This is a genomic window from Xanthomonas sp. NCPPB 2922 (assembly GCF_041520885.1).
In the GTDB taxonomy this organism is placed as follows: domain Bacteria; phylum Pseudomonadota; class Gammaproteobacteria; order Xanthomonadales; family Xanthomonadaceae; genus Xanthomonas; species Xanthomonas campestris.
This window is the reverse complement of record NZ_JBGOFY010000003.1, coordinates 392,784-412,909: the sequence shown is the minus strand read 5'-3', so window position 1 is coordinate 412,909 and position 20,126 is coordinate 392,784. Positions and strand designations below refer to the sequence as shown.

Annotated in this window: 26 protein-coding genes, 1 tRNA gene and 1 pseudogene; 25 read left to right on the top strand and 3 right to left on the bottom strand. The window is 62.2% G+C overall.

What is annotated here, in order from left to right; translation table 11 throughout:
• Positions 1–138: 138 nt before the first annotated feature.
• Entirely contained in the window at positions 139–1,020 is an 882-nt protein-coding gene (locus ACD584_RS06635; protein WP_081391589.1) for a hypothetical protein, read from the bottom strand.
• Positions 1,021–1,299: 279 nt separating this feature from the next.
• Between ACD584_RS06635 and ACD584_RS06630 the strand changes: the two genes are divergently transcribed.
• The 11 genes from ACD584_RS06630 to ACD584_RS06580 all read left to right on the top strand — a co-directional run bounded on the left by ACD584_RS06630 (position 1,300) and on the right by ACD584_RS06580 (position 11,298).
• Positions 1,300–1,659, top strand: a complete 360-nt coding sequence (locus ACD584_RS06630; RefSeq protein ID WP_070690765.1) for a GPW/gp25 family protein — start codon at positions 1,300–1,302, stop codon at positions 1,657–1,659.
• A gap of 11 nt (positions 1,660–1,670) precedes the next feature.
• Entirely contained in the window at positions 1,671–2,846 is a 1,176-nt protein-coding gene (locus ACD584_RS06625; protein ID WP_076036783.1) for a phage tail sheath subtilisin-like domain-containing protein, read from the top strand.
• 30 nt (positions 2,847–2,876) lie between these two features.
• The gene (locus tag ACD584_RS06620; RefSeq protein ID WP_076036782.1) at positions 2,877–3,386 is read left to right on the top strand and encodes a phage major tail tube protein; all 510 of its coding nucleotides are present in this window, start codon (positions 2,877–2,879) and stop codon (positions 3,384–3,386) included.
• Positions 3,387–3,431: 45 nt separating this feature from the next.
• Positions 3,432–3,734, top strand: coding sequence for a phage tail assembly protein (locus tag ACD584_RS06615; protein WP_076036781.1), 303 nt, complete (start codon positions 3,432–3,434; stop codon positions 3,732–3,734).
• Positions 3,735–3,742: 8 nt separating this feature from the next.
• Positions 3,743–3,856 carry a GpE family phage tail protein gene (locus ACD584_RS06610; RefSeq protein ID WP_005922203.1) on the top strand — a complete coding sequence of 38 codons (114 nt, stop codon included), beginning with the start codon at positions 3,743–3,745 and terminating at the stop codon, positions 3,854–3,856.
• A 29-nt stretch (positions 3,857–3,885) separates the two neighbouring features.
• The gene (locus tag ACD584_RS06605) at positions 3,886–6,756 is read left to right on the top strand and encodes a phage tail tape measure protein (protein WP_076036780.1); all 2,871 of its coding nucleotides are present in this window, start codon (positions 3,886–3,888) and stop codon (positions 6,754–6,756) included.
• A 12-nt stretch (positions 6,757–6,768) separates the two neighbouring features.
• Positions 6,769–7,170, top strand: coding sequence for a phage tail protein (locus tag ACD584_RS06600; RefSeq protein ID WP_076036779.1), 402 nt, complete (start codon positions 6,769–6,771; stop codon positions 7,168–7,170).
• Positions 7,167–8,153 carry a phage late control D family protein gene (locus ACD584_RS06595; protein WP_076036778.1) on the top strand — a complete coding sequence of 329 codons (987 nt, stop codon included), beginning with the start codon at positions 7,167–7,169 and terminating at the stop codon, positions 8,151–8,153. The genes ACD584_RS06600 and ACD584_RS06595 overlap by 4 nt, the downstream gene beginning before the upstream one ends.
• Positions 8,154–8,694: 541 nt before the next feature.
• A complete protein-coding gene (locus ACD584_RS06590) occupies positions 8,695–9,723 on the top strand; it encodes a radical SAM protein (protein ID WP_076036777.1) in 1,029 nt (342 codons plus the stop codon).
• The gene (locus ACD584_RS06585; RefSeq protein WP_139328378.1) at positions 9,720–10,766 is read left to right on the top strand and encodes a hypothetical protein; all 1,047 of its coding nucleotides are present in this window, start codon (positions 9,720–9,722) and stop codon (positions 10,764–10,766) included. The genes ACD584_RS06590 and ACD584_RS06585 overlap by 4 nt, the downstream gene beginning before the upstream one ends.
• A 13-nt stretch (positions 10,767–10,779) precedes the next feature.
• Entirely contained in the window at positions 10,780–11,298 is a 519-nt protein-coding gene (locus ACD584_RS06580; RefSeq protein WP_076036775.1) for a hypothetical protein, read from the top strand.
• A gap of 156 nt (positions 11,299–11,454) precedes the next feature.
• Here ACD584_RS06580 and ACD584_RS06575 read toward each other — a convergent pair whose 3' ends face one another.
• On the bottom strand, positions 11,455–11,892 hold the full coding sequence (locus ACD584_RS06575) for a helix-turn-helix domain-containing protein (RefSeq protein WP_076036774.1): 438 nt from the start codon (positions 11,890–11,892) through the stop codon (positions 11,455–11,457).
• A 70-nt stretch (positions 11,893–11,962) separates the two neighbouring features.
• Here ACD584_RS06575 and ACD584_RS06570 point away from each other — a divergent pair, with 70 nt between their 5' ends.
• The 14 genes and pseudogenes from ACD584_RS06570 to xerC all read left to right on the top strand — a co-directional run bounded on the left by ACD584_RS06570 (position 11,963) and on the right by xerC (position 19,932).
• Entirely contained in the window at positions 11,963–12,220 is a 258-nt protein-coding gene (locus tag ACD584_RS06570) for a DNA-binding protein (RefSeq protein WP_057672068.1), read from the top strand.
• 2 nt (positions 12,221–12,222) lie between these two features.
• Positions 12,223–12,543, top strand: a complete 321-nt coding sequence (locus ACD584_RS06565; protein WP_040941069.1) for an ogr/Delta-like zinc finger family protein — start codon at positions 12,223–12,225, stop codon at positions 12,541–12,543.
• Positions 12,544–12,553: 10 nt separating this feature from the next.
• Positions 12,554–12,826: a hypothetical protein gene (locus ACD584_RS06560; RefSeq protein WP_076036773.1), complete on the top strand. Its 273-nt coding sequence runs from the start codon at positions 12,554–12,556 to the stop codon at positions 12,824–12,826.
• Positions 12,823–13,035, top strand: coding sequence for a hypothetical protein (locus ACD584_RS06555; protein ID WP_076036772.1), 213 nt, complete (start codon positions 12,823–12,825; stop codon positions 13,033–13,035). Before ACD584_RS06560 ends, ACD584_RS06555 begins: the two co-directional genes overlap by 4 nt.
• A gap of 9 nt (positions 13,036–13,044) precedes the next feature.
• Positions 13,045–15,741 (top strand): annotated as a pseudogene (locus ACD584_RS06550) (toprim domain-containing protein).
• Between the two features lie 320 nt (positions 15,742–16,061).
• Positions 16,062–16,280, top strand: coding sequence for a hypothetical protein (locus tag ACD584_RS06545; RefSeq protein ID WP_076036771.1), 219 nt, complete (start codon positions 16,062–16,064; stop codon positions 16,278–16,280).
• Positions 16,277–16,564: a hypothetical protein gene (locus ACD584_RS06540; RefSeq protein WP_076036770.1), complete on the top strand. Its 288-nt coding sequence runs from the start codon at positions 16,277–16,279 to the stop codon at positions 16,562–16,564. The genes ACD584_RS06545 and ACD584_RS06540 overlap by 4 nt, the downstream gene beginning before the upstream one ends.
• Positions 16,564–16,836, top strand: a complete 273-nt coding sequence (locus tag ACD584_RS06535; protein WP_076036769.1) for a hypothetical protein — start codon at positions 16,564–16,566, stop codon at positions 16,834–16,836. Before ACD584_RS06540 ends, ACD584_RS06535 begins: the two co-directional genes overlap by 1 nt.
• 78 nt (positions 16,837–16,914) lie before the next feature.
• On the top strand, positions 16,915–17,340 hold the full coding sequence (locus ACD584_RS06530; RefSeq protein WP_076036768.1) for a hypothetical protein: 426 nt from the start codon (positions 16,915–16,917) through the stop codon (positions 17,338–17,340).
• Positions 17,333–17,515, top strand: coding sequence for a hypothetical protein (locus tag ACD584_RS06525; RefSeq protein WP_055821049.1), 183 nt, complete (start codon positions 17,333–17,335; stop codon positions 17,513–17,515). Before ACD584_RS06530 ends, ACD584_RS06525 begins: the two co-directional genes overlap by 8 nt.
• On the top strand, positions 17,508–17,780 hold the full coding sequence (locus ACD584_RS06520; RefSeq protein ID WP_076036767.1) for a hypothetical protein: 273 nt from the start codon (positions 17,508–17,510) through the stop codon (positions 17,778–17,780). Before ACD584_RS06525 ends, ACD584_RS06520 begins: the two co-directional genes overlap by 8 nt.
• A complete protein-coding gene (locus ACD584_RS06515) occupies positions 17,777–18,001 on the top strand; it encodes a hypothetical protein (protein WP_076036766.1) in 225 nt (74 codons plus the stop codon). Before ACD584_RS06520 ends, ACD584_RS06515 begins: the two co-directional genes overlap by 4 nt.
• 471 nt (positions 18,002–18,472) lie before the next feature.
• Positions 18,473–18,691 carry a hypothetical protein gene (locus ACD584_RS06510; protein WP_040941058.1) on the top strand — a complete coding sequence of 73 codons (219 nt, stop codon included), beginning with the start codon at positions 18,473–18,475 and terminating at the stop codon, positions 18,689–18,691.
• Positions 18,691–19,932 carry a tyrosine recombinase XerC gene (gene xerC, locus ACD584_RS06505; protein WP_076036762.1) on the top strand — a complete coding sequence of 414 codons (1,242 nt, stop codon included), beginning with the start codon at positions 18,691–18,693 and terminating at the stop codon, positions 19,930–19,932. The genes ACD584_RS06510 and xerC overlap by 1 nt, the downstream gene beginning before the upstream one ends.
• A 77-nt stretch (positions 19,933–20,009) precedes the next feature.
• On the opposite strand, the gene ACD584_RS06500 is transcribed toward xerC, so the two are convergent.
• Positions 20,010–20,086 (bottom strand) — tRNA-Asn (locus tag ACD584_RS06500).
• Positions 20,087–20,126 lie beyond the last annotated feature (40 nt).

Here is a 20,126-nt window from a genome sequence, read left to right as displayed (position 1 = left end):
AGTGGCTAACAAAACTACTGTGCAGTCGTCAGGCGAGCACGACCGGTACTCGGAACGGCATGTACCAATCTTAGACTTCCGTCCCTCCGTGCCGTCCACACCCACCTGACGAATGCTCTGTAAATTTTTTAACCACTTTTAGATGATTTTTAAGAAATCCTTTGCGTTTAAATAATCATTCACGTAGTCCGTTGGAGCATCGTTAAAAGCAGACCAATCGCCATCTGGACTCACATAGACTTGATGAAGATTGTTCGTGCTAGAGGCTAAGTCCCAGCAACTATTATTTTCTCTTAATCCACGAACCAGTGCTGAAGCAGCCTGTGGACCCGCCGGAGATTTCGTCCTCATTTTGGTGAAGCGATCCATCTTTGAATTCTCTGCAGGTTCTGCCGCAAGCGCTTCACTAAGCGAGGGGTTTGGCTCTGCTGGGCCTGGAGGATAAGACATCAAGGGGATTGGAGTGGAGCTTTCTAGTCTCTCTCCATAAGTATGAACCTTCTTCAGCATTGGCCACGGATCAACCACGACTGCATGGTCACCTACCGTTCTATCGCGCCAGTCTCCGATTATCACGTAATTGTGATCCTGCCCACTATCCCTAACCTGAATTACTGGCATTTTTCGAGGCATGCTACGTAGTTCAGCTGCACTCAATCGTCGATGTTCCCCACAGCTGCCTCCGCCAAACTCTTTAACTGTTTTCAGCTCCTCAAATTCGTCAGAGCAATGCCCTCCATTAATCATGTCACGGGCTAATTTCATACGAGTCCAGCTACGACCGCCGCTCATGCATATTGCTGCCTCTTGATTTCCAGGGCCATCAGGGAACGTCTTATAACCTGTTTTCTTCACAACCCTGCTTGCCAGCCCCATCGCCTCAAAGGTCTTACGGGAAACGGCAACCGGATCAGGTGAAAAATTTCCTGTGATTTCTTGCAGGCGGTCATCATGGATATCGCACAGAGGTGACCATTCGCGAACTACTGAACTTGAGGAGCCAGATCGATTGACGGGCATAGCAGAATCTCTTGCTAGATTGAGAATTTGAATTTAGCGAAAAAAAAACGATAACAAGTCCTGGATCCCGAATCGAAGAACGCCGTAGCGAAGCATTCCCAATCAATGGCTGTAGTGTCCAATCAACCGTTAGCCGTTTACGTAAATAATTTATCCACAGGTCGAATTTGTATTTGCAGATCAACAATAAGTAAATCGATGGTGACATATTCAAAGCAGCCAAATGCACCAAAATTCTGAAAAAAAATTCCCCATCTCAACTAGTCAAAGGATATCGAAGTGGTTGGAATTGATATGACAACTGGTCTGTGTATCGAGGGCGAGCAGCACTTGGCCCAGTCGATCGCCTGCATCCTCACCACGCCTATCGGCACGCGCGAGCAGCGCCGCGACTTCGGCTCGCTACTGCCCGAGCTGATCGACCAGCCATTCAACGGCGCCACCCGCACGCTGCTCTACGGCGCTACGGCCACCGCATTGATGCGCTGGGAGCCGCGCCTGCGCCTGACCCGTGTCGACCTGGTCGTCGGCGATGCGCCTGGCCGCTTCGTGCTGACGATCGAAGGCGAACGCACCGACGTTGCCCCCGCCAATGCGCGCTCGCGCATGACCATCCCGCTCCGCTTCCGCTCGTCCTGATCGAGGAACCTATGTCTACTGCCTACCACCACGGCGTCCGCGTCATCGAAGTCATCGAAGTCAGCGCGGGCACGCGCACCATCCGCACCGTCTCCACTGCTGTCGTCGGCCTGGTCGCCACGGCCGCCGATGCGGACGAGACCATCTTCCCGCTCAACAAGGCGGTGCTGATCACCGACGTGCTCGGTGCGGTCGCCAGCGCCGGCACCAAGGGCACCTTGCGCGCCACGCTGCAGGGCATTGCCGACCAGACCAACCAGGTGACCATCGTCGTGCGTGTGGCAGACGGCGAAGATGCAGCCAAGACGTCCAGCAACGTCATCGGCGAGGCCAAGTCCAGCGGTTACACCGGCCTGTATGCGCTGCTCGCCGCGCAAGCGCAGCTGGGCGTGCGCCCGCGCATCCTCGGCGCGCCGGGCCTGGACACGCTGCCGGTGGCGAAGGCATTGGCGACCATCGCCAAGAAGCTGCGCGCCATGGCGTATGCGCGGCCGGTCGCAGACACCGTGGCCGAGGCCGTCACCTACCGAGGCCAGTTCAGCGATCGCGAGTTGATGCTGATCTGGCCGGACTTCCTGGCCTTCGACACCGCCACCAGCACCACGACGGCGGCGTATGCCACCGCGCGTGCGCTCGGCCTGCGCGCCAAGATCGACACCGAACAAGGCTGGCACAAGAGCCTGTCCAACGTGCCCGTGGCCGGCGTCACCGGGATCTCCAAGGATGTGCATTGGGATCTGCAGGATCCGGCGACCGATGCCGACATCCTCAACGAGGGCGACATCACCACGCTGGTGACGTTCAACGGCCAGCGCTTCTGGGGCTCGCGCACCTGCGCGGAGGACAACATGTTCGCCTTCGAGACGGCCACGCGCACCGCACAGATCCTGGCCGACACCATCGCCGAAGGCGTGGCGTTCTACGTCGACAAGCCGATGCATCCCTCGCTGGTCAGAGACCTGATCGAAACGATCAACGCCAAGTTCCGCGACCTGAAATCGTCTGGCTATCTGATCGATGCCAACGCCTGGTACGACGGCACCGTCAACAGCGCCACCACGCTCGCCGATGGCGCGCTGCGTATCGACTACAACTACACGCCAGTGCCGCCGCTGGAGAACCTGCAGCTGTATCAGAAGATCACCACCAGCTACCTGGCCGACTTCGCCGAACGCGTCAACGCGTAACGCACCCGCCTTAGATTCCCGGAGAAACGCATGGCTTTGCCCAAGAAACTCAAAGCGCTCAACCTGTTCAACAACGGTGAGAGCTATCTCGGCCAGGTGGTCGAAGTGAAGCTGCCCACGCTGTCCCGCAAGATGGAGGAGTATCGCGGCGGCGGTATGAATGGCCCGGTCGACATCGACTTCGGTCAGGAGAAGATCGAGCTCGAATGGAAGTGCGGCGGTCTGATGCGCGGTGTGCTCAACCAGTACAGCGCCACCACGCACAACGCCGTGCAGCTGCGCTTTGCCGGCGCCTATCAGCGTGACGACAGTGGCGCGGTGGATGCCGTCGAATTTGTGGTGCGCGGCCGTCACAAAGAGATTGATCCCGGTACCGGTAAGTCCGGCGACGACACTGAGTTCTCCGTCAAGACCTCCGCCAGCTATTACAAGCTGATGATCAATGGCTCCACCGTGATCGAGATCGATCTGATGAACATGATCGAGATCGTCAACGGCGTGGACCTGCTCGCCCCGCATCGCCGTGCCATCGGCGCCTGACCCTTCCGGCCTGGCGCCGCCAGGCCTCAGACCTGAGACCTACCGATGACCCCGACCTTTTCCCCAGCCATTCCCCTCGACCAGCCCATCACGCGCGGCGAGCAGACCATCACCGACCTCAAAGTGCGCAAGCCCGGTGCCGGCGAACTGCGCGGCCTTAAGCTGACCAACGTGCTGCAGCTGGATGTCACCGCCCTGGCAACACTGCTGCCGCGCATTTCCTCGCCCACGCTGACCACCGCCGACGTCAATGCGATGGATCCGGCCGACCTGCTGGCGGTCGGCCAGGAGGTGCAGGTTTTTTTCTTGCCGAAGGCGCAGAGGGAAGCGGATTTCCCGACTGCGTAGAGGATGCGATGGCCGACATCGCGGCCATCTTCCATTGGCCGCCGTCTGAAATGGACGGCTGGTCGCTGCACGAACTCACGGCGTGGCGCGAGCGTGCCCGCCTGCGAAGCGGAGCCGAATGATGCCCCACCTGAATCCCGAGGCCGCCTAAATGGCGGCCTCTGACAATCTGCGCCTGCAGGTCATCCTGGCCGCAGTCGATCGCGCCACCGGTCCGTTCCGCCGCGTGCTCAATGGCAGCCGTGGCGTTGCCACGGCGCTGCGCAACCAGCGTGACGCACTACGCCAGCTCAACAGCCAACACCGCGACATCGGCGCCTATCGCGAGCAGGTGGCCATGGCGCAGCGCGCCAAGGCCGCGCTCGATGCGCAGCGGCAGTCGGTGCGTACGCTTGCCCAACAGATGAAGGCCGCCGGCACGCCAACGGCGGCGATGAATGCCGAGTTCGAGCGCGCCGTGCGCACCGCTCGTGAGCTCAAGGCCGCCCATGGTGCACAGGAAGCCGGCCTACAGCGGCTGCGCGGCCGGCTGGAGACGGCCGGGATCAGCACCCGCGAGCTCGTCACCCACGAGCGCCGGCTGCGCAGCGAGATCGAGAGCACCAACACCGCCCTGCGCGCCCAGCAGCAACGCCTGGTGGCGATCGACGCCGCACAACGCCGCAGCGCCCGCATCCAGAGCGCCGGCTTGCAGGCGAGCGCCTACGGCGCGGGTATCGCGTTCGCCGGCCAGCGTGCCTTGCGCGCCTCCGCACTGCCGATCAGCGATGCGATGGAATTTGAGTCGGCCATGGCGGACGTGCGCAAGGTCGTGGACTTCAGCACGCCGCAGCAGTTCGCCCAGATGGGCCGCGATGTGGAGAACCTCTCCATGCGCCTGCCGATGCTGCCGGCCGATATCGCCAAGATCGTGGCCGCCGCCGGCCAGGCGTCCATCCCGCGCCAGGAGCTGGTCCGCTTCGCTGAGGACGCGGCGAAGATGGGCGTGGCCTTCGACAGCAGCGCCGAGGAAGCCGGCCAGACGATGGCGACCTGGCGCACAGCGTTTCGCATGGGCCAGGCCGAGGTGGTCGTGCTGGCCGACAAGATCAACTATCTCGGCAACACCGGCCCGGCAAGCGTCAACAAGATCAGCGCGGTGGTGAACCGCATCGGTGCCCTGGGCGAAGTTGCCGGCCTGCAGAGCGGCCCGCTGGCGGCCTTGGGCGCCACGGTCGCCGGCATGGGCATCGAGTCGGAAGTCTCGGCCACCGGCATCAAGAACATGCTGCTCACCCTGGCCTCGGGCGAGTCGGCCACCAAGAGCCAGCGCGAGGCCTTCGACAAGCTGGGCATCAAGGCCACCACCATGGCCCAGGTGATGCAGAAGGACGCCGGCGGGGCAATCATGTCCGTGCTGCAGAAGCTGCGCGCACTGCCCAAAGCCGAGCAGGCCGCAACGATGACGCAGCTGTTCGGGCGCGAGTCGATCGGTGCGATCGCACCGCTGCTGACCAATCTGGAGCTGCTGCAGGGCAACTTCGCCAAGGTGGCCGACGCACAGCGCTATGGCGGCTCGATGTCGGCCGAGTACGCATCGCGTGTGGCCACCTCGGCCAACTCGCTGCAGTTGCTGAAGAACACCGCTGTGGTGGTATCCCAGTCGATCGGCCAGACCCTGCTGCCGCAGTTCAAGGAGCTGACCGAGCGCACCGCCGCCGTGGTCGGCCAGGTCACAACGTGGATCCGCGCCAACCCAGCCCTGGTCGGTGCGATCGCCAAGGTGGCGATCGGCGCCGCCGCGCTGGTCACGATCTTGGGCGGGCTGCTGGTGGCCGGCGGCGTGGCCGCAATGGCCTTCTCGCAGATCCACGGCGCCGTCGCGCTGCTGTCGGGCGGTGGCGGCTTTGGTGCGCTGCTGCGGCAGGGGCTGGCGTTCGGCGGCCGCGTGCTGCCGATGCTCGCTAACGGTGCGCGCCTGCTGCTGCCGCTGCTCGGCGGGGTCAGCCTGCCGGTGCTGGCGATCGGCGCGGCCGTCGCTGCGGTGGCGCTGCTGGTGTGGAAGTACTGGGGGCCGATCAAGGCCTTCGCCATCGGCGTGTGGCAAGGCATCCTCGATGTGGCCGCGCCGGTCCTCGCCGAGCTGCAGACCGCGCTCGCGCCACTGGCACCGGTATGGGACACCGTTGCCGCTGCGATGGGCCAGGCCTGGGCGTGGGTCAAGCAGCTGCTGACGCCGTTCGAGGCCACCACCGCACAGTTGCACGGTGCAACGCAGGCCGGTCGCGGCTTCGGGCAAATCATTGGCGCGGTGCTGGTCACCCAGCTGCAGCTGGCCGTCAAGGCGATCGGCTGGCTGGTGCGGGCGTTCGCGTTCGTCCTGCCAGTGATCAAGCAGATCCTCGGCGGCGTGTGGCAAACGGTCCAGGGCACCTGGTCGCTGATCGTGGGCGTGTTCACCGGCAACGGCGATCGCATCCGCCAAGGGCTGCTGCAGCTGTGGGCCGGCATCAACCTGCAGCTGGCCAACTGGCCGGCCCGGATGCTGCAGGCCGGCGCAGACATGATCAGCGGCCTTGTCCAGGGCATCCGCTCCAAGCTCGGCGCCGCCGGCGATGCGATCGCCAGCGTCGGCAGCGGCGTGGTCGATCGCTTCAAGGGCTTGTTGGGCATCCACAGCCCCTCGCGCGTGTTCGCCCAGTTGGGCGACTTCACCATGCAAGGACTCACCGTGGGCCTGCAGCGCGGCCAAGGCGCGCCTATGCAGGCCGTGACGGCGCTCGGCAACCGGATGCGCGCGGTGGGCGCTGGGCTGGCCTTGGCGACCGCCACAGCGCCGGTGGCAGCGATCGACAGCCGGGCGCCATTGACCGCACCTGCGCGCGCACCAGCCGCGCCTGCAGGCGGGAACAGCTACGTCATCCACGTCCACGCCGCACCCGGCATGGACGCCACCGCACTGGCGCGCGAAGTCGCCCGCCAACTTGAAGAGCGCGACCGGCGCACAGCGGCGGCCCGCCGCTCCAGCCTGCGCGACGACTGAGGATCCGCCCTGATGATGATGTCCTACGGCACCTTCGTGTTTTCCCTCGACAGCGCCGCCTTCCTGCAGCTGCAGCGGCAGATGAGCTGGCGCCATGCCACCAGCGAGCGCGTCGGCGCGCGGCCAGCCAGCCAGTTCCTGGGTCCAGGCGATGACACCATCGAACTGTCTGGCTTGATCGCACCCGAGCTCACCGGCACGCGGGCTTCGCTGGACACGCTGCGCGAGCTCGCGGCCGATGGTGAGCCGCTGCCGCTGGTGGACGGCGCAGGCGTGGTCTACGGGCCGTATCTGCTGCTGTCCATCAACGAGACAGCCTCGCTGTTCTTCGAGGACGGCACACCGCGCCGCATTGAGTTCCAGCTGAGCCTGCGCCGAGCAGACGACGCCACGCCCGAGGCGGCCGCAGCATGAGCTACCCGATTCCGCAGTGGCGCGTGGTGCTTGATGGCACCGACCTCACCGAGCGCATTGCCCCGCGCTTGCTCGACCTCACCCTCACCGAATGCCGCGGCGGCGAAGCCGACCAGCTGGATCTACGCATCCACGACCACGACGGCAAGATGGCGCTGCCCAAGCGCGGCGTGCGCCTGGCCGTGGCGTTGGGTTGGAAAGACACCGGCCTGGTCGACAAAGGCACCTTCATCGTGGACGAGGTCGAGTACAGCGGTGCGCCGGACATCATCACCGTGCGGGCGCGCAGCGCGGATCTCACCGCCGACATGCGCACGCGCCGCGAACGTAGCTGGCACAACACGACACTGGGCGCCGTGCTCAACGCGCTGGCCGGCGAGCATGGATTGACGCCGCGTGTGGCAGAGGCGCTCGCGCGCACGAAGCTGCCGCACCTCGACCAGGCCAACGAGAGCGACATGAATCTGCTCACCCGCCTGGGGCAGCGCTTTGATGCAGTGGCCACGGTCAAAGCAGGCGCGCTGCTGTTTGCGCCAATCGGCGCGGGCACAACGTCAACCGGCAAGCCACTGCCCACCGTCACGCTGACGCGCCGCGACGGTGACCAGCATCGCTACTCGGTAGCGGACCGCGACGCCTACACCGGCGTGCGTGCGTACTGGGTGGACAAGGGCAAGGCGCGGCGGCAATCGGTGCTGGTGGGCACGGACGACAATGCCAAGCGCCTGCGCGAGTCGTATGCCGATGAGGCCACCGCACGCCAACATGCACACGCGGAGCTGGAGCGGGTGAAACGCGGCTTGGCGAAGTTCGACTACACGCTGGCGATCGGGAGAGCGGATCTGTTCCCAGAGCAAATCGTCACGATGAGCGGCTTCAAGCCGGACATTGATGGGCAACGCTGGCTGATTGCAAAGACCACCCACGCCATCAACGGCTCAAGCGGTTTCACCACTTCGCTTGAGTTGGAGAATACGCATTGAGCTTTCGTGTACCTCTGCCTAAAGAGCATGTCCTGCTGTGGACCTGAAAAATTAGCAGTGGATCATCCGACAACTCTGCGCACAATGCATATTGACGTTCGCATACGCAGCAGCCTGGGTGTATGCATAGACACCTGATGCAGATAGGAATTCCCGGCAGAAACAATGCTCCGACAGCACTGGCATGTGCAGTCAGCAAGTACCCACCAACGTGCGTTGGCCATGCAAGCATCGTTGCTTCAATGGGCAAATTCTTCACGGTCCAGTTCCCTTTCACATCGACCTATCTCTCGCAGCACATGTAGGAATTCTCTGATGGTCAGCTAGACGAAGGCCGTTTAGCCTTGAACATCGACGTCAGGCGACCAGGAGAGTGACGACCAGATCGCAATGAGAAACGCGCCAGAACCTCTAAAATCTGCTGAAAATAGGGATTTTGGTCACATGTCGTTCCCTGTCGGAGTCGATGGACTGAACCTGCGCCGCTAAATGAAAAGAACTATGCGGACAGCCCGACCGGGGAAATAATCGGAGAATCCAGATGGATCTGTGCACAACGTTGTTGCCGAAGACCCTTACTTTCATCACCACTTACCGATGCACTGCAGCCTGCACGCAGTGCTGTTTTGAAAGCAGCCCCAAGGTCAAAGGACGGCTTGGTCGCGACGAGATGATTCGGGCACTTCACGATGTAAAAAATCGCTTCAAGTCGCTGCGTGTTGTGGTGTTCACAGGCGGCGAAGCGACCTTGCTGAAAGATGACCTTGTTGCCGTCATCGCGGAGGCCACTTCTCTGGGTTTGGTCACTCGTATCGTCTCTAATGGCTCTTGGGGAAAAACGAAGGCTACGGCCAAGCGCTTGGCTGACAAGTTAGCCGGCGCAGGCTTGTGCGAGTTAAACATCAGCACCGGCAAGGACCACCAAGAATGGGTTCCACAGGAATCAGTCGTCAACGCAGTGGAGGCGGCATTTCATGCTGGTGTACTTACATTGGAGACGGTCGAAGCGGATACCGCAGACAGCGCGAAACTGGCAGCGCTCATGAAAGACCCAACCATGAAGTCCCTCCGATCAAGGGGTGTGATTGTCCAGTCGAATAGTTGGATGTCGTTCAAGGACACTGGTGAGGAGCGAGACCACGCGCTTACAACGGGACGACGTGCCACGCCATGCGAACAGATCCACAGCAACATTGTCGTCACTCCGTACGGCGAGGTCTCGGCGTGCTGTGGGCTCACGTTGGAGCACATTCCCGAAATGAAGTTGGGGACAATGGATGAAGGTGTTTCCGACACATATCTACGCCAGCGTGATGACTTCCTCAAATACTGGCTGCGCATGGACGGCCCGGGGGAAATCGTGCGCAAGGTCATGGGCGATGAGCGCGCTGATGAATTGCTGTCCGATTCTGTACACATCTGCCAGGACTGCGCCGTGCTGCACAAGAACCCCGAGATTCGCGAGCGAATTGCTGCTACTTACGAGCAATTCGTTCCAGAGGTGATGAGCCGCTACGCGCTCACCTCGGCTATCGATCAACTTGTCGAACGAAAGGAGTGTGGACGGTGAAGCGACGGAAGTTCATTCAATCAAGTCTTGTGGCCGGTGCCGCTGCTGCTGCGCCCGTGGGCGCGGCAGCGATCGAAGGCACAGCACGGGTGTTTGGCGAGCCCGCAAGCCTGACCGGTGGCACGGCCAACGTAACGGTTACCAAGATGCTGCTTCCGCTGTCGCGGGGAGGCATGCCCGCAGAAGGATGGGACCGTTGGTCGCGCTTGTCCGCCGCAGTGGTTCAAATGTTTTCCGACCCGGCGCAGCGCGGGGTGTTCAACTCGGATCCACAGAAATTTCTGGCCACGGTTGGGTACGACGCCCGAGCGCTTGACGCGCCAACTCTATCCCTGCTCGTTGCGCTTTCAGCTCCAGAAGTCCAGAGCGCAGTCCACAAAAAGGACTATGCATCGCTGCTCAGCTATCTTCATGTTTCCGGCGCGCTGGATAGGCCAAAGCCGGATGCGCTTACCCAACAGATGGCTAAGGTTCTGTCCACGAACCTTGGCATCATCAAGGAATCGTTGGGGCTGGCCCCGGATTCACCACTAACGGGCGACATCGTTCAGAAGTTCGTTTCAACTGGCAGCGCTCCGCCGTCGGCGGCTGACTTGGCCGCAATCGGCAACATCGCCGAGTTAGTGCGTGTAGCACCAGGTCAGGCGGTCGCTGGGGCGTTCGTGGTAGTTGTGGCAGCAGTAGAGACGGCGGTGGGTGTACACGCCGTAGCTGTCCTATTCACTGCTATTACATTCGTCAGCAGCGTGTCGGTGACTGGCCAGAGACCCATGGATCAAGTGGCGGCGATGTCGGCGTTCACCGGGCAGATGAGTCGCCTTGATCCGGAGATCTGCGAAAGTTGCAGCGTTGCGCAGCGCGCTGCTGCCATGCTGGGCGCTCCTGAGTTGTATTCGGAGCACGCGAAGTTGGTCATCCGAAACGAAGTGGCGGCGTTCCTGCGCGCCATGCAGCAGGTGGGCCTGATTTCGTATGAGGAACACGCGTTTCCCACTATCGTCGATGCTGTGTATGAATACGGCATGCGCACGATTGCAGCATAGGAGAAATTTAGACATGAATTGCGATATCCCATTGCACTTGGCCGATGGCAAGACATATCTTGCGATCTTCGGCCCGTTCGTGCTCGTCATGGGGCTCGTGGCGTATATGCTCTACGCTGGCAAAGCGCCAACTCCGTCGAAAAAGGCCGCTCTGGCAGCGGTTTTCTTAGTCAACATTGGAGCTGCGTCGTTCTTCATCTGGCAGGCACGTAGCACTCACGTTACTGTCGGTGACGACAGCCTTACGCTGCGCGTTGGGACGGAAAGGGTGATCGTGCCGTTGAGCGCGCTGCGTTGGGACGAAGCATTGGATGCAACGTCCATTCGCTTCCCCCTGCGCAAGTTCGGCACCAGCCTGCCGGGAATGCACATTGGCTGGTTCCGAAAAGAGGGAGGCGGTGACGCGTTCCTACTGCGCTCTTCGGAGCCCTCGACGCTAGTCCCGACCTCCAATCAATTCGACGTGGTCATTCCCACCGTGGCCTACGAACAGGTACGTCAATGCGCATATTCCCCCAGAACAGCACAATAAGTTCCGTGCCTGGATGATTGCTGATCAGCCGGCGGCCATCCGCCGGCTTTTTTTATGACCGCCGTTTTGCTTTGCAACATCAGTTATTAAACGTCTGCCGCTGGTTGCCGATAACGCACTCTTTTGCGAGGACCAGCTGTCCTATCCGTAACTCGATCAGGACTTCTTTTTTTTACGTCCGCCAACAATGATCTGCATGTTGCTCTGATCGATCGATGCGGTTGTAGAAATCACCGAGCCGACTTCGCTGTTGTTGAACGACACAACCGGGCCGGCCCCAGTCTTGGAAGACGAGGCATCGCTTACCAAGCCCAATGCAGCAAGCACAGCGTTGCGAGCAGCCGGTGACGCATCTTTGAACGCAGACAGTAGACGCCTGTCGGCGGGATCCAACTGCGCCCGATGTCCAGACAGCACGTACATGACATCAACGCCACGGTCTAGCGCGGCCAGTAGATACGCTCCGCCGGGCAGGTTGATGTCTTTCTCAAAGTTCAATTGCGCGTAGCGCGTGAGGCCAAGTTGCACAGCCATCTCGTCCTGCGTTAGGCCAAGCCGCTTGCGCTCATCCTTCAGGCGTTTCCCTACGGTCATTAAGGCATTTCCTTACTTGACAATGTTGAGTTAAGTCCACAAAATTCCCAAAGATAAACGGAACCGCCACATGCCCCGTAAGAGTCAAATGCAGCAGTTCACGCCCCGCAGCCCGGAACAGGCGCGACAGTGGCTTGAAGCGAATGGCATCACGGTCTCGGCATTCGCCAGGCAGAACGGCGTGGACAGGTCAGTCGTTCATGACCTGCTCCGTGGCCGTTCTCAGGGCAAATACGGCGAGTCCCACAAGGCAGCAATCGCTTTGGGTCTCAAGGCACCACCCAATAGTGCCACACAAATCCCAACCGCCAAAAGCTCAAGGGGGTGAGCATGTTTGGTCGGAAGAAAATCGTTTTTCGCTGTGAAGCGTGCAGTGCAAGGCTGATCAAACGCACAAGCTTCCTCGCACACAAGTTCCTTCGACACGACTCCTATGTGTGCGAGAACCCGATGTGTGGCGCGACCTATACAGGCCATTCGGAGTTGACCGGCATTGCCAGCCCCAGCGGTGTGCCCACCTCTCACAGCGAGCTTCCACCGACACCCGCGTATGAGCGCGCACAAGCGCTGCAGGCTTACCGCGAGTCGTTAGGCGACCGCCAGCTGGATCTGATTCCTCTCAGCGGCGAGCCGCTCTTCCCTCACATCTGAGGCATTTCTAATGCGAAAGACCCTTGATTGGGCGGCATTGCCGCCCACGGCGAAGCTTTGCCTGGAGGTCGCCCTCATCCACGGCGGGCTGGTGAAAACCGCGTACGGCTACATCGGCCGCACAGCCCCGACGGACACGGATCAGCGCTTTGGCGCAGTCGTCGTTGCAACGCTGATGCGGGAAGGACTTGCGACCTCTGCTGATGATCGCCTGGTCGTGCTGACCGACACCGCCACGGTTCTGTTCCACCTCCAGCACGCGAATAGTGAGGTTGGCTCGTGAGGCATGCCAATAGTTGGTTCACCGCACAGGAGCCGCGATTCGTCGATGCGGCGAGCAATGTCCCACAGCGCGTCGCTCCGCACGCTAAGCACGAAGAAGCGCGCCTGCTCGCAGCGGCAGTTGATGCGCACCGTCGCGCAGGCGGCGCCTATCACGTGATCGACAACGCCACATCTCCGCCTGCGCCTCGGCGCGTGCTCGGCGTTTAAGGAAGCTCGATGCAAGAGGATCTGCGACAACAGGTGCTGTCCCGGCTGGAACGGGATTACGGACTCAAGCACCGCAGTGGTACCGAGTACATGCGCGGCGGCAAGTGCCCGTCGTGCAGCAAGAAAGAGCTCTACACCAACCATCTCAAGCCATGGGTGGTGAAGTGCGGCCGTCAATCCAAGTGCGGGCGCGAACTGCACGTCAAGGATCTGTACGACGACCTATTCGACGACTGGTCCAAGCGCTTCCAGCCAACGCCTGCGGCTCCCAATGCTGCAGCCGATGCTTATCTGCAGTTCTCGCGTGGTTTCGATCTGGCGCCGCTGAAAGGTCTCTACACCCAGGACAGCCACTACGATCGCAAGATCAGCGCCGGCACCGCAACTGTGCGCTTTGCGCTGGTCAAGGGCGGCTGGTAGGAGCGCCTGATCGATCGCCCGCACCGCTTCGGCAAACAGAAGGCGCGCTTTGCGCCAGGCCAGAGCTATGCGGGTGTGTGGTGGGCGGCGCCTGCTGCGCTGACAGCCATGCAAACGGCGCGGGAGGTGTGGATCGTAGAGGGCATCTTTGATGCGATCGCGCTCCTGCAGCACGGCGTGTGCGCGGTATCGGCCATGTCTTCCAACGCATTCCCAGAAGAATCGCTGCGCGAGCTGTCCAAGGCACGCATGGCCAATCTTCCGACGCTTGTGTGGGCACTGGACAACGAGCCAGGCGCCCGTGCGTACACGCACAAGCACATCAAGCGTGCAGCAGCGTTGGGCTTCGACTCGCGGGCAGCGCAGATCGTCCAGCGCGGTAGCAAGAAGACCGACTGGAACGACCTGCATTTGCGCGCTATCGCGTCGGATGATCCCAAGCAGTGGGACAACGACGTCAAGGAAGCCCGCTACCAGGGCGACCTGCTTGTGGCCCGCTCAGCGGTGGACAAAGGCCTGCTGATGTTCGAGCACGACGGCCGCAACGACTTCTGGCTGGAGTATCGCTCCCTCCTGTACTGGTTCGATTTCGATACTCAGCGCTTCGACAAGCTGCGCAAGGAGAAGCTGGGTGACATCGATGCCGACGACGGCGACGAGGTTGCAGCCGAGGATCTGAAGAAGATCAAGCGCGCCGCCTGTTCCGTGCAGAAGATCGCCAACTGCTACCCCGAGGCGCTGTACTTCCAGCGCCAGGAGGTCACGGATGAGAGCTGGTACTACTTCCGAGTCGATTTCCCGCACGATGGCCCCAGCGTAAAGGGCACCTTTACCGGTGGTCATGTCTCCAGCGCGTCCGAGTTCAAGAAGCGCCTGATCTCCCTGGCGGCCGGCGCCATGTTCACCGGCACCGGCCACCAGCTGGACCGCCTGATCGAAGAGCAGACCGAGGCAATCAAGACGGTGGACGCCATCGACTTCGTTGGCTACAGCAAGGAACACCGCGCCTACCTTCTCGGCGATATGGCTGTGCGCGACGGCGAGCTGGTGACGGCCAACGAGGAGGACTACTTCGAGTTCGACAAGCTGCGCCTGAAGACCACGCAGAAGTCCATCCGATTGGAGATTCAGCGCGACGCTGAGGCGTTCCGCGTGGATTGGCTGCCATGGCTGTGGCAGTGCTTCGGCACGCACGGCATGGTCGCCATGACGTTCTGGTTTGGCTCGTTGTTCGCCGAGCAGATCCGCGCCGGGCACAAGAGCTTTCCGTTCCTTGAAGCCACCGGTGAAGCCGGCGCCGGCAAGACCACGCTGCTGACGTTCCTGTGGAAGCTGCTGGGCCGCTCGGACTACGAGGGCTTCGACCCGGCCAAATCGTCCAAGGCCGGCCGTGCACGCGCCATGGGCCAGGTGTCAGGCATGCCCGTCGTCCTGCTGGAAGCCGACCGCAGCGAGCCGGACAAAGCGCACTCCAAGACGTTCGAGTGGGATGAGCTGAAGGACTTCTTCGGCGGCGGCACCCTAGCAACGCGCGGCGTGCGCAACGGCGGCAACGAGACCTACGAGCCACCGTTTCGCGGCACGATCGTGATCACACAGAACGCTGCGGTGGACGCCAGCGAGGCGATCCTCACGCGCATCGTGAAACTGCATTTCAAGCGGCCGCAGGTCACCACCGAAAGCCGCATCGCGGCCGACAACCTCAACGCGCTGCAGGTCGAAGAAGTCAGCCACTTCCTCGTGCGTGCCGTTCGGCAGGAGCGCGCCATCCTCGATCTGTTCGCCGAGCGCGTGAAGGTATTCGAGGCCAAGCTTCGCGCTCAGCAGGATCTCCGCCTCGAGCGCGTTATCAAGAACCACGCGCAGATGCTGGCGCTGTTCGACTGCCTGCGTCTGGTCATCGCTATCCCTGACGACATCGTCGAGCAGACGCGGCTCGCGCTGTTGGACATGGCCCTGGAAAGGCAGAAGGCGATCAGCGCTGACCACGCGATGGTCAACGAGTTCTGGGAGGTCTACGAATACCTCGAAGCCACCGGCCACGGTAAAGCCGTCGTCAATCACAGCCGCGACGCGCAGCGCATTGCGATCAACCTCAACCACTTCGCTGCGCGGGCTGCGCAGTTCAGCCAAGCCGTGCCCGACCTCAAGGTACTGCGTGCGCTGCTCGGTGATTCGCGCCGCCACAAATTCATCGGCGCGAACGTGGCCGTCAACAGCGCTGTCCTCAAGGACGATCTGACGGGTGTCGGCACCACGGTCAAGTGTTGGGTGTTCCAGAAATGAGCGCGCTCGCACAGGTGGGAAATTTTGGGAAATTTTCATTGACATCAACCCGGGAGCGGAGCAACCATTACCCCGTCGCCGCACAATCGGCGACCGGGTTTAGCAGCCCGACTAGGAGGCGCACCAGCGCCCATCGATCGATGCACGGCGCTTTTTTTATGCCCGCTGTGTCGACGTGGGCACGTGCCAGCCAGTTCTATGGCGGGCGGTGTGCGGAGGCTTTCGGGCCTGCCGGTGACTCCTACCGGTCTGCTAACCGCGCACCGTCCGCCACCTCGTTTAGCAGCGATGTGCCGGACTCCAATGACTTAGGAGCCCGCATGTCTTACGACGCCCAAGAAGCGCCGGCTAATGCCGCGCGTCAGATCGCCCATTTCTTCGGCTTGATCGCCGACACCCTCGACTGGAATCACACCGCCTGGCTCGCCCTGCAGGCGAAGCTGCAAGCCACGGGCAAAGCACCCGAGGCGCTGACCCTGGCCGATGTCGAGGCCGCCATTTCCAGCATCAATGCCGACCTGGCCGAGGTGCGCCAGTGAGCCGGCGCAACCTGCACAAGGCGACGCGCATCGCTCCAGGCGTCTACCTGCTCCTGCAGATCCGTGCGACGGATGTGCTGGCCGAACTGTACGCGGACTGCCTGCATGACCGTTCCCCGGTGATGTTCGCCTGCAGCGCGATCAAAGCCCCCGGCGAGATTTTCACGGTGGACGACGGCACAGGTCTGGTCATCGGCACTTTGCATCTGGTCATGCCGGAGGCAGAGGCGGCGTCGCTGTGGGAATGGGTAATCGAACGCATGCCCTCAACGGAGGTCGCTTGATGGACGCCGCCCATACGAACGAACAATTCCCAGAGGATGCTGATTTCGCGATCAGTGAAGAGGAGCAATTCCGACTGTGGCGTGCCTATCACGCGGCCACATTGCTTGCTGCGCTGACCAACGACGTCGCGATTGAGGCGGGCATCAATCACGACGGGCCAGCCGCGGTGGCCGAGTACATCCGGCACGAACTGCTCGATGTCCTCAGCAACGCGCAGCGCCTGCGCGAGCCTGATCCCAGCATTCCGCCATCTGGCGCCGACCTGATCTAAACCCGTAACAGCGGGGCCGGCGGGCGGTGCTGTAACACCGCCCCAAGGCCCTCCACCAACGCAACTTGGAGAGTCGATATGCAACAGCAAACTGGAACACGTCCAGCCGCGGCAGCACTTCCGTTGGCTTTGAGCACCGGACCCGGCGCGGAGGCTACCACGCCGGCCGTCGTCGCCTACGACAGAGGCACGGGCGACTGCTCAGCGACCATCACCATGCACGTCACGCATGGCTCGGTCGTGGTCACTGCCGCTCTGAGCATGGGGCCGGTTCGGGAAGCTCGCCAGTCTTGGGAGCGCCGCCGCGGCCCCGGTAGCGGCTGGAAGCTCATCGACGGCCCTCGCTTGTGGACCAAGGCGGAAGGCTGCATCAGCACGGAGCTCGCCGAATTTATGGACGGCCTGGACTTCCCCTTCGACCTGGCCAACATGCTGCCGCGCAGGCCGACAGCGGCCGCAATTGCCACTGTGGCCCAGGCCGCACGGGAGGTGGGCCATGGTTGAGTTGCTCGCTTTGGCGATGGTCCTGGCACCGGCGGCCGGTGGCGCCCTGGTGTACAGGCTGTGGACCACCCGTCGCCCGCGCCTTACTCAGACCGGCCTGGCGGTCGGCCAGGTACCGCAGCGGCTGCGCCGCCGCGCTCGCATGGCCGTTCGCCGGGAGGTCGCTCATGGCTAAGTCCGTCATCGTGATCGGCCCCCAGGGAAGCGGCAAGACACTCAACGCAGAAGCCATGCGCCAGCTGTTTGACCTGCAGGCTGTCGTCGACCTCGACGAAGTGTTCTTCGGGCTGCGCGCCGATCGGGTGGAGCCAGAAGGACAACTGATCTTGACCTGCAACGAGCAGCAAGCCCGCACGTGGTCAGTGCGCTGGGGCCTGACCGTTGTGCACATCGATGTTGTGCGCGCCCGCCTGGGCGCGGCCTGGAGGGCGACCCTATGAATCTGCAGCGCACGATCGAGATTGCGCGCGCCGCCGCGCGGTTGGGAGAGCCTGGCCCCCTGTCCACGGGTGAGGCACTCACCGCCGCCCTGGTGCTGAATCGCCACGACTGGCTGGCAGATATGGGATACACCGTCGCCCAGGCGCTGGACCGGATCGACTCCGACACCGTGCAGCACCTGCGAGATGCCGAGCGCGAACTAAGCCTGGAGGTACCGTGACGCAACGTCAGGTCGACCACGACAACACTTTGCCGCCTTGCGCAAATGGCCATGTGGCCCGCCACATGCTTGACGCCCGCCGCCTTGAGGCGGGCGGCGGGCACTTCATTGAGTGCGTGTGCGGGCGCACGCAGAAGCATCCCAGCTACGAGTTGGCCATGACCGAGTGGCGCCGCGCGCATCGGATACGCACGCCGCGTCAGCCACGTCCTTGCCCCGCAAACGTGGTGCAGCTCGGCCTGCGTTTTACAGGCACCCGTCAGCGATGATCGATAGCGCGAGCAGCGAAAGCCTACGTCGGGCATGTGAGGCGCGCCACTGGCTCCGCCAGGGCTACGTGGACGCGGTCAAGGTGGGAGAGCTACGGCTCCGCATCGCCGCCCAGCGCGGCTATGCGGCGGCTGACTTGCTGGTGGAGGAGATGCGCATGCAATGGCGACGCAGACGGGAGTGGGACGTGGAGCAACGTGCGTGAGCAGTGCGGTCATCACGTTCGAGGATCTACGCCGCCTCTGCGCGCCGGTCGGCCCTGTTCCCCGCGCGTCCACGGTAGTGCGCTGGGCTCGCGAGCAGGGAATTCTCTATAGGTACGACGGACAAGGCGGGATCTGGACCACCCTGGACGCACTCAATGCGGCGTTGGGCCTGGCCCAGGCAACGACAGAGCTACACAACAAGGAACTCATCTGATGGGACGCGGCAGGAAGCGCAAGTTCAACCCGGATATCCCTCGGCACATCGACCAAGACGCCCTCCCGAAGGGCGTCTACTGGGCCGATGGGCGCTGGTACATCATCGAGCCGCATCCCGAGGGCGGCCCAACGAGGAAGCGCACGATCGCCTACGCCGATGCGCGGCTTTCTGACCTCCACGCGGCCAGGGAGGCATCGCGAGGGGCCGGCCTGGTCGGCTCGCTGCAGTACTTGGCCAACGCGTTCAAGCAATCCACCGAGTACCGCGATCTGGCCCGCAGCACTCGCGATGACTACGATCGCCATGCCGAGGTGGCATGCGGCTACGTGCTGAAGGACGGCAGCAAGTTCGGAAGCCTGCTGGTTGATCGCTTGTCCGTTCCCTTGGTGCAGCGCCTGGTCGAGGCACTCGCCAAGGGGCGGGAGGCAAGTGCTGTCCAGCCCGCCTTGCTTGCCAGGCCATCCACGGCCAATCACACGCTGCGTTATCTGCACCGGCTGTTCGCGTGGGGCATACGCATTGGCCATTGCAAGACCAACCCAGCCAGCGGCGTACGGGCAGCCAAAGAGCGTGCCGATGCAAAGATGCCGGATCCGCAGTCGTTCCTGGCGGTGCTTGAGTTCGCTAAAGAGCGCGCTGCGTTGCCACTGCATGCAAAAGGTGCGGTCCCGCCGTACATGCCGGCAGTGATGGTGCTGGCCTATAACGCGCGTCTGCGAGGGATCGAGGTGACAGACCTGACAGACGCGGACGCGCTTCAGCAGGGAGTGCGGTGCACGCGCCGGAAGGGTTCTCGCGACAACATCACCCTGTGGAACGATGATCTCTGGTGGGCGTGGACCTGGCTGCGGGACTACCGCGCCCAACGCATCCAGGCACACAGGCGGCCGGTGCCCCTGCGCCCCGAGCAGCGCGGGCTATTGGTCACCCAAACTGGCACCCGCTTGGCGCGCTCCACACTGAAGACTGCCTGGCAGCGCTTGATCACCGCAGCGATCGAGTTCGGCGTGATTGAAGAAGAGGCGCGCTTCACGCTGCACGGGCTCAAGCATCGCGGTGTCACCGACACACGTGGCACGCGGGCGCACAAGCAAGATGCTGCAGGACACGTCACGCCACAGATGACGCATCGCTACGATCACGAGCTGCAGGTGATTGCACCGCCGAAGTTACCTACTGATGAGGCGCTGGCGAATGCATTGGCGTTCGTCGACCTGGTCGAACCCTCAGCGTCGTGAGAACAGCTAATTTTCCCGGCAATTTTCCCGGCGCAACGAAAAAGGGCTTGCGATTTCTCGCAAGCCCTTGATGTTTCTGGCGCCCGAAGTTGGACTCGAACCAACGACCCCCTGATTAACAGTCAAGTGCTCTAACCGGCTGAGCTATTCGGGCGGGGAGGCAAATTTTAGATGCTGCCTCATAACAATGCAAT

What these genes read in the sequence shown, in the direction of transcription:
- ACD584_RS06615 (WP_076036781.1), top strand. Translation starts at nt 3,432, where the DNA reads ATGACCCCGACCTTTTCCCCAGCCATTCCCCTCGACCAGCCCATCACG.
- ACD584_RS06570 (WP_057672068.1), top strand. Translation starts at nt 11,963, where the DNA reads ATGCCCCGTAAGAGTCAAATGCAGCAGTTCACGCCCCGCAGCCCGGAA.
- ACD584_RS06600 (WP_076036779.1), top strand. Translation starts at nt 6,769, where the DNA reads ATGATGATGTCCTACGGCACCTTCGTGTTTTCCCTCGACAGCGCCGCC.
- ACD584_RS06530 (WP_076036768.1), top strand. Translation starts at nt 16,915, where the DNA reads ATGCAACAGCAAACTGGAACACGTCCAGCCGCGGCAGCACTTCCGTTG.
- xerC (WP_076036762.1), top strand. Translation starts at nt 18,691, where the DNA reads ATGGGACGCGGCAGGAAGCGCAAGTTCAACCCGGATATCCCTCGGCAC.
- ACD584_RS06625 (WP_076036783.1), top strand. Translation starts at nt 1,671, where the DNA reads ATGTCTACTGCCTACCACCACGGCGTCCGCGTCATCGAAGTCATCGAA.
- ACD584_RS06575 (WP_076036774.1), bottom strand. Translation starts at nt 11,892, where the DNA reads ATGACCGTAGGGAAACGCCTGAAGGATGAGCGCAAGCGGCTTGGCCTA.
- ACD584_RS06515 (WP_076036766.1), top strand. Translation starts at nt 17,777, where the DNA reads ATGAATCTGCAGCGCACGATCGAGATTGCGCGCGCCGCCGCGCGGTTG.
- ACD584_RS06520 (WP_076036767.1), top strand. Translation starts at nt 17,508, where the DNA reads ATGGCTAAGTCCGTCATCGTGATCGGCCCCCAGGGAAGCGGCAAGACA.
- ACD584_RS06525 (WP_055821049.1), top strand. Translation starts at nt 17,333, where the DNA reads ATGGTTGAGTTGCTCGCTTTGGCGATGGTCCTGGCACCGGCGGCCGGT.
- ACD584_RS06590 (WP_076036777.1), top strand. Translation starts at nt 8,695, where the DNA reads ATGGATCTGTGCACAACGTTGTTGCCGAAGACCCTTACTTTCATCACC.
- ACD584_RS06560 (WP_076036773.1), top strand. Translation starts at nt 12,554, where the DNA reads ATGCGAAAGACCCTTGATTGGGCGGCATTGCCGCCCACGGCGAAGCTT.
- ACD584_RS06535 (WP_076036769.1), top strand. Translation starts at nt 16,564, where the DNA reads ATGGACGCCGCCCATACGAACGAACAATTCCCAGAGGATGCTGATTTC.
- ACD584_RS06635 (WP_081391589.1), bottom strand. Translation starts at nt 1,020, where the DNA reads ATGCCCGTCAATCGATCTGGCTCCTCAAGTTCAGTAGTTCGCGAATGG.
- ACD584_RS06580 (WP_076036775.1), top strand. Translation starts at nt 10,780, where the DNA reads ATGAATTGCGATATCCCATTGCACTTGGCCGATGGCAAGACATATCTT.
- ACD584_RS06565 (WP_040941069.1), top strand. Translation starts at nt 12,223, where the DNA reads ATGTTTGGTCGGAAGAAAATCGTTTTTCGCTGTGAAGCGTGCAGTGCA.
- ACD584_RS06620 (WP_076036782.1), top strand. Translation starts at nt 2,877, where the DNA reads ATGGCTTTGCCCAAGAAACTCAAAGCGCTCAACCTGTTCAACAACGGT.
- ACD584_RS06605 (WP_076036780.1), top strand. Translation starts at nt 3,886, where the DNA reads ATGGCGGCCTCTGACAATCTGCGCCTGCAGGTCATCCTGGCCGCAGTC.
- ACD584_RS06610 (WP_005922203.1), top strand. Translation starts at nt 3,743, where the DNA reads ATGGCCGACATCGCGGCCATCTTCCATTGGCCGCCGTCTGAAATGGAC.
- ACD584_RS06545 (WP_076036771.1), top strand. Translation starts at nt 16,062, where the DNA reads ATGTCTTACGACGCCCAAGAAGCGCCGGCTAATGCCGCGCGTCAGATC.
- ACD584_RS06595 (WP_076036778.1), top strand. Translation starts at nt 7,167, where the DNA reads ATGAGCTACCCGATTCCGCAGTGGCGCGTGGTGCTTGATGGCACCGAC.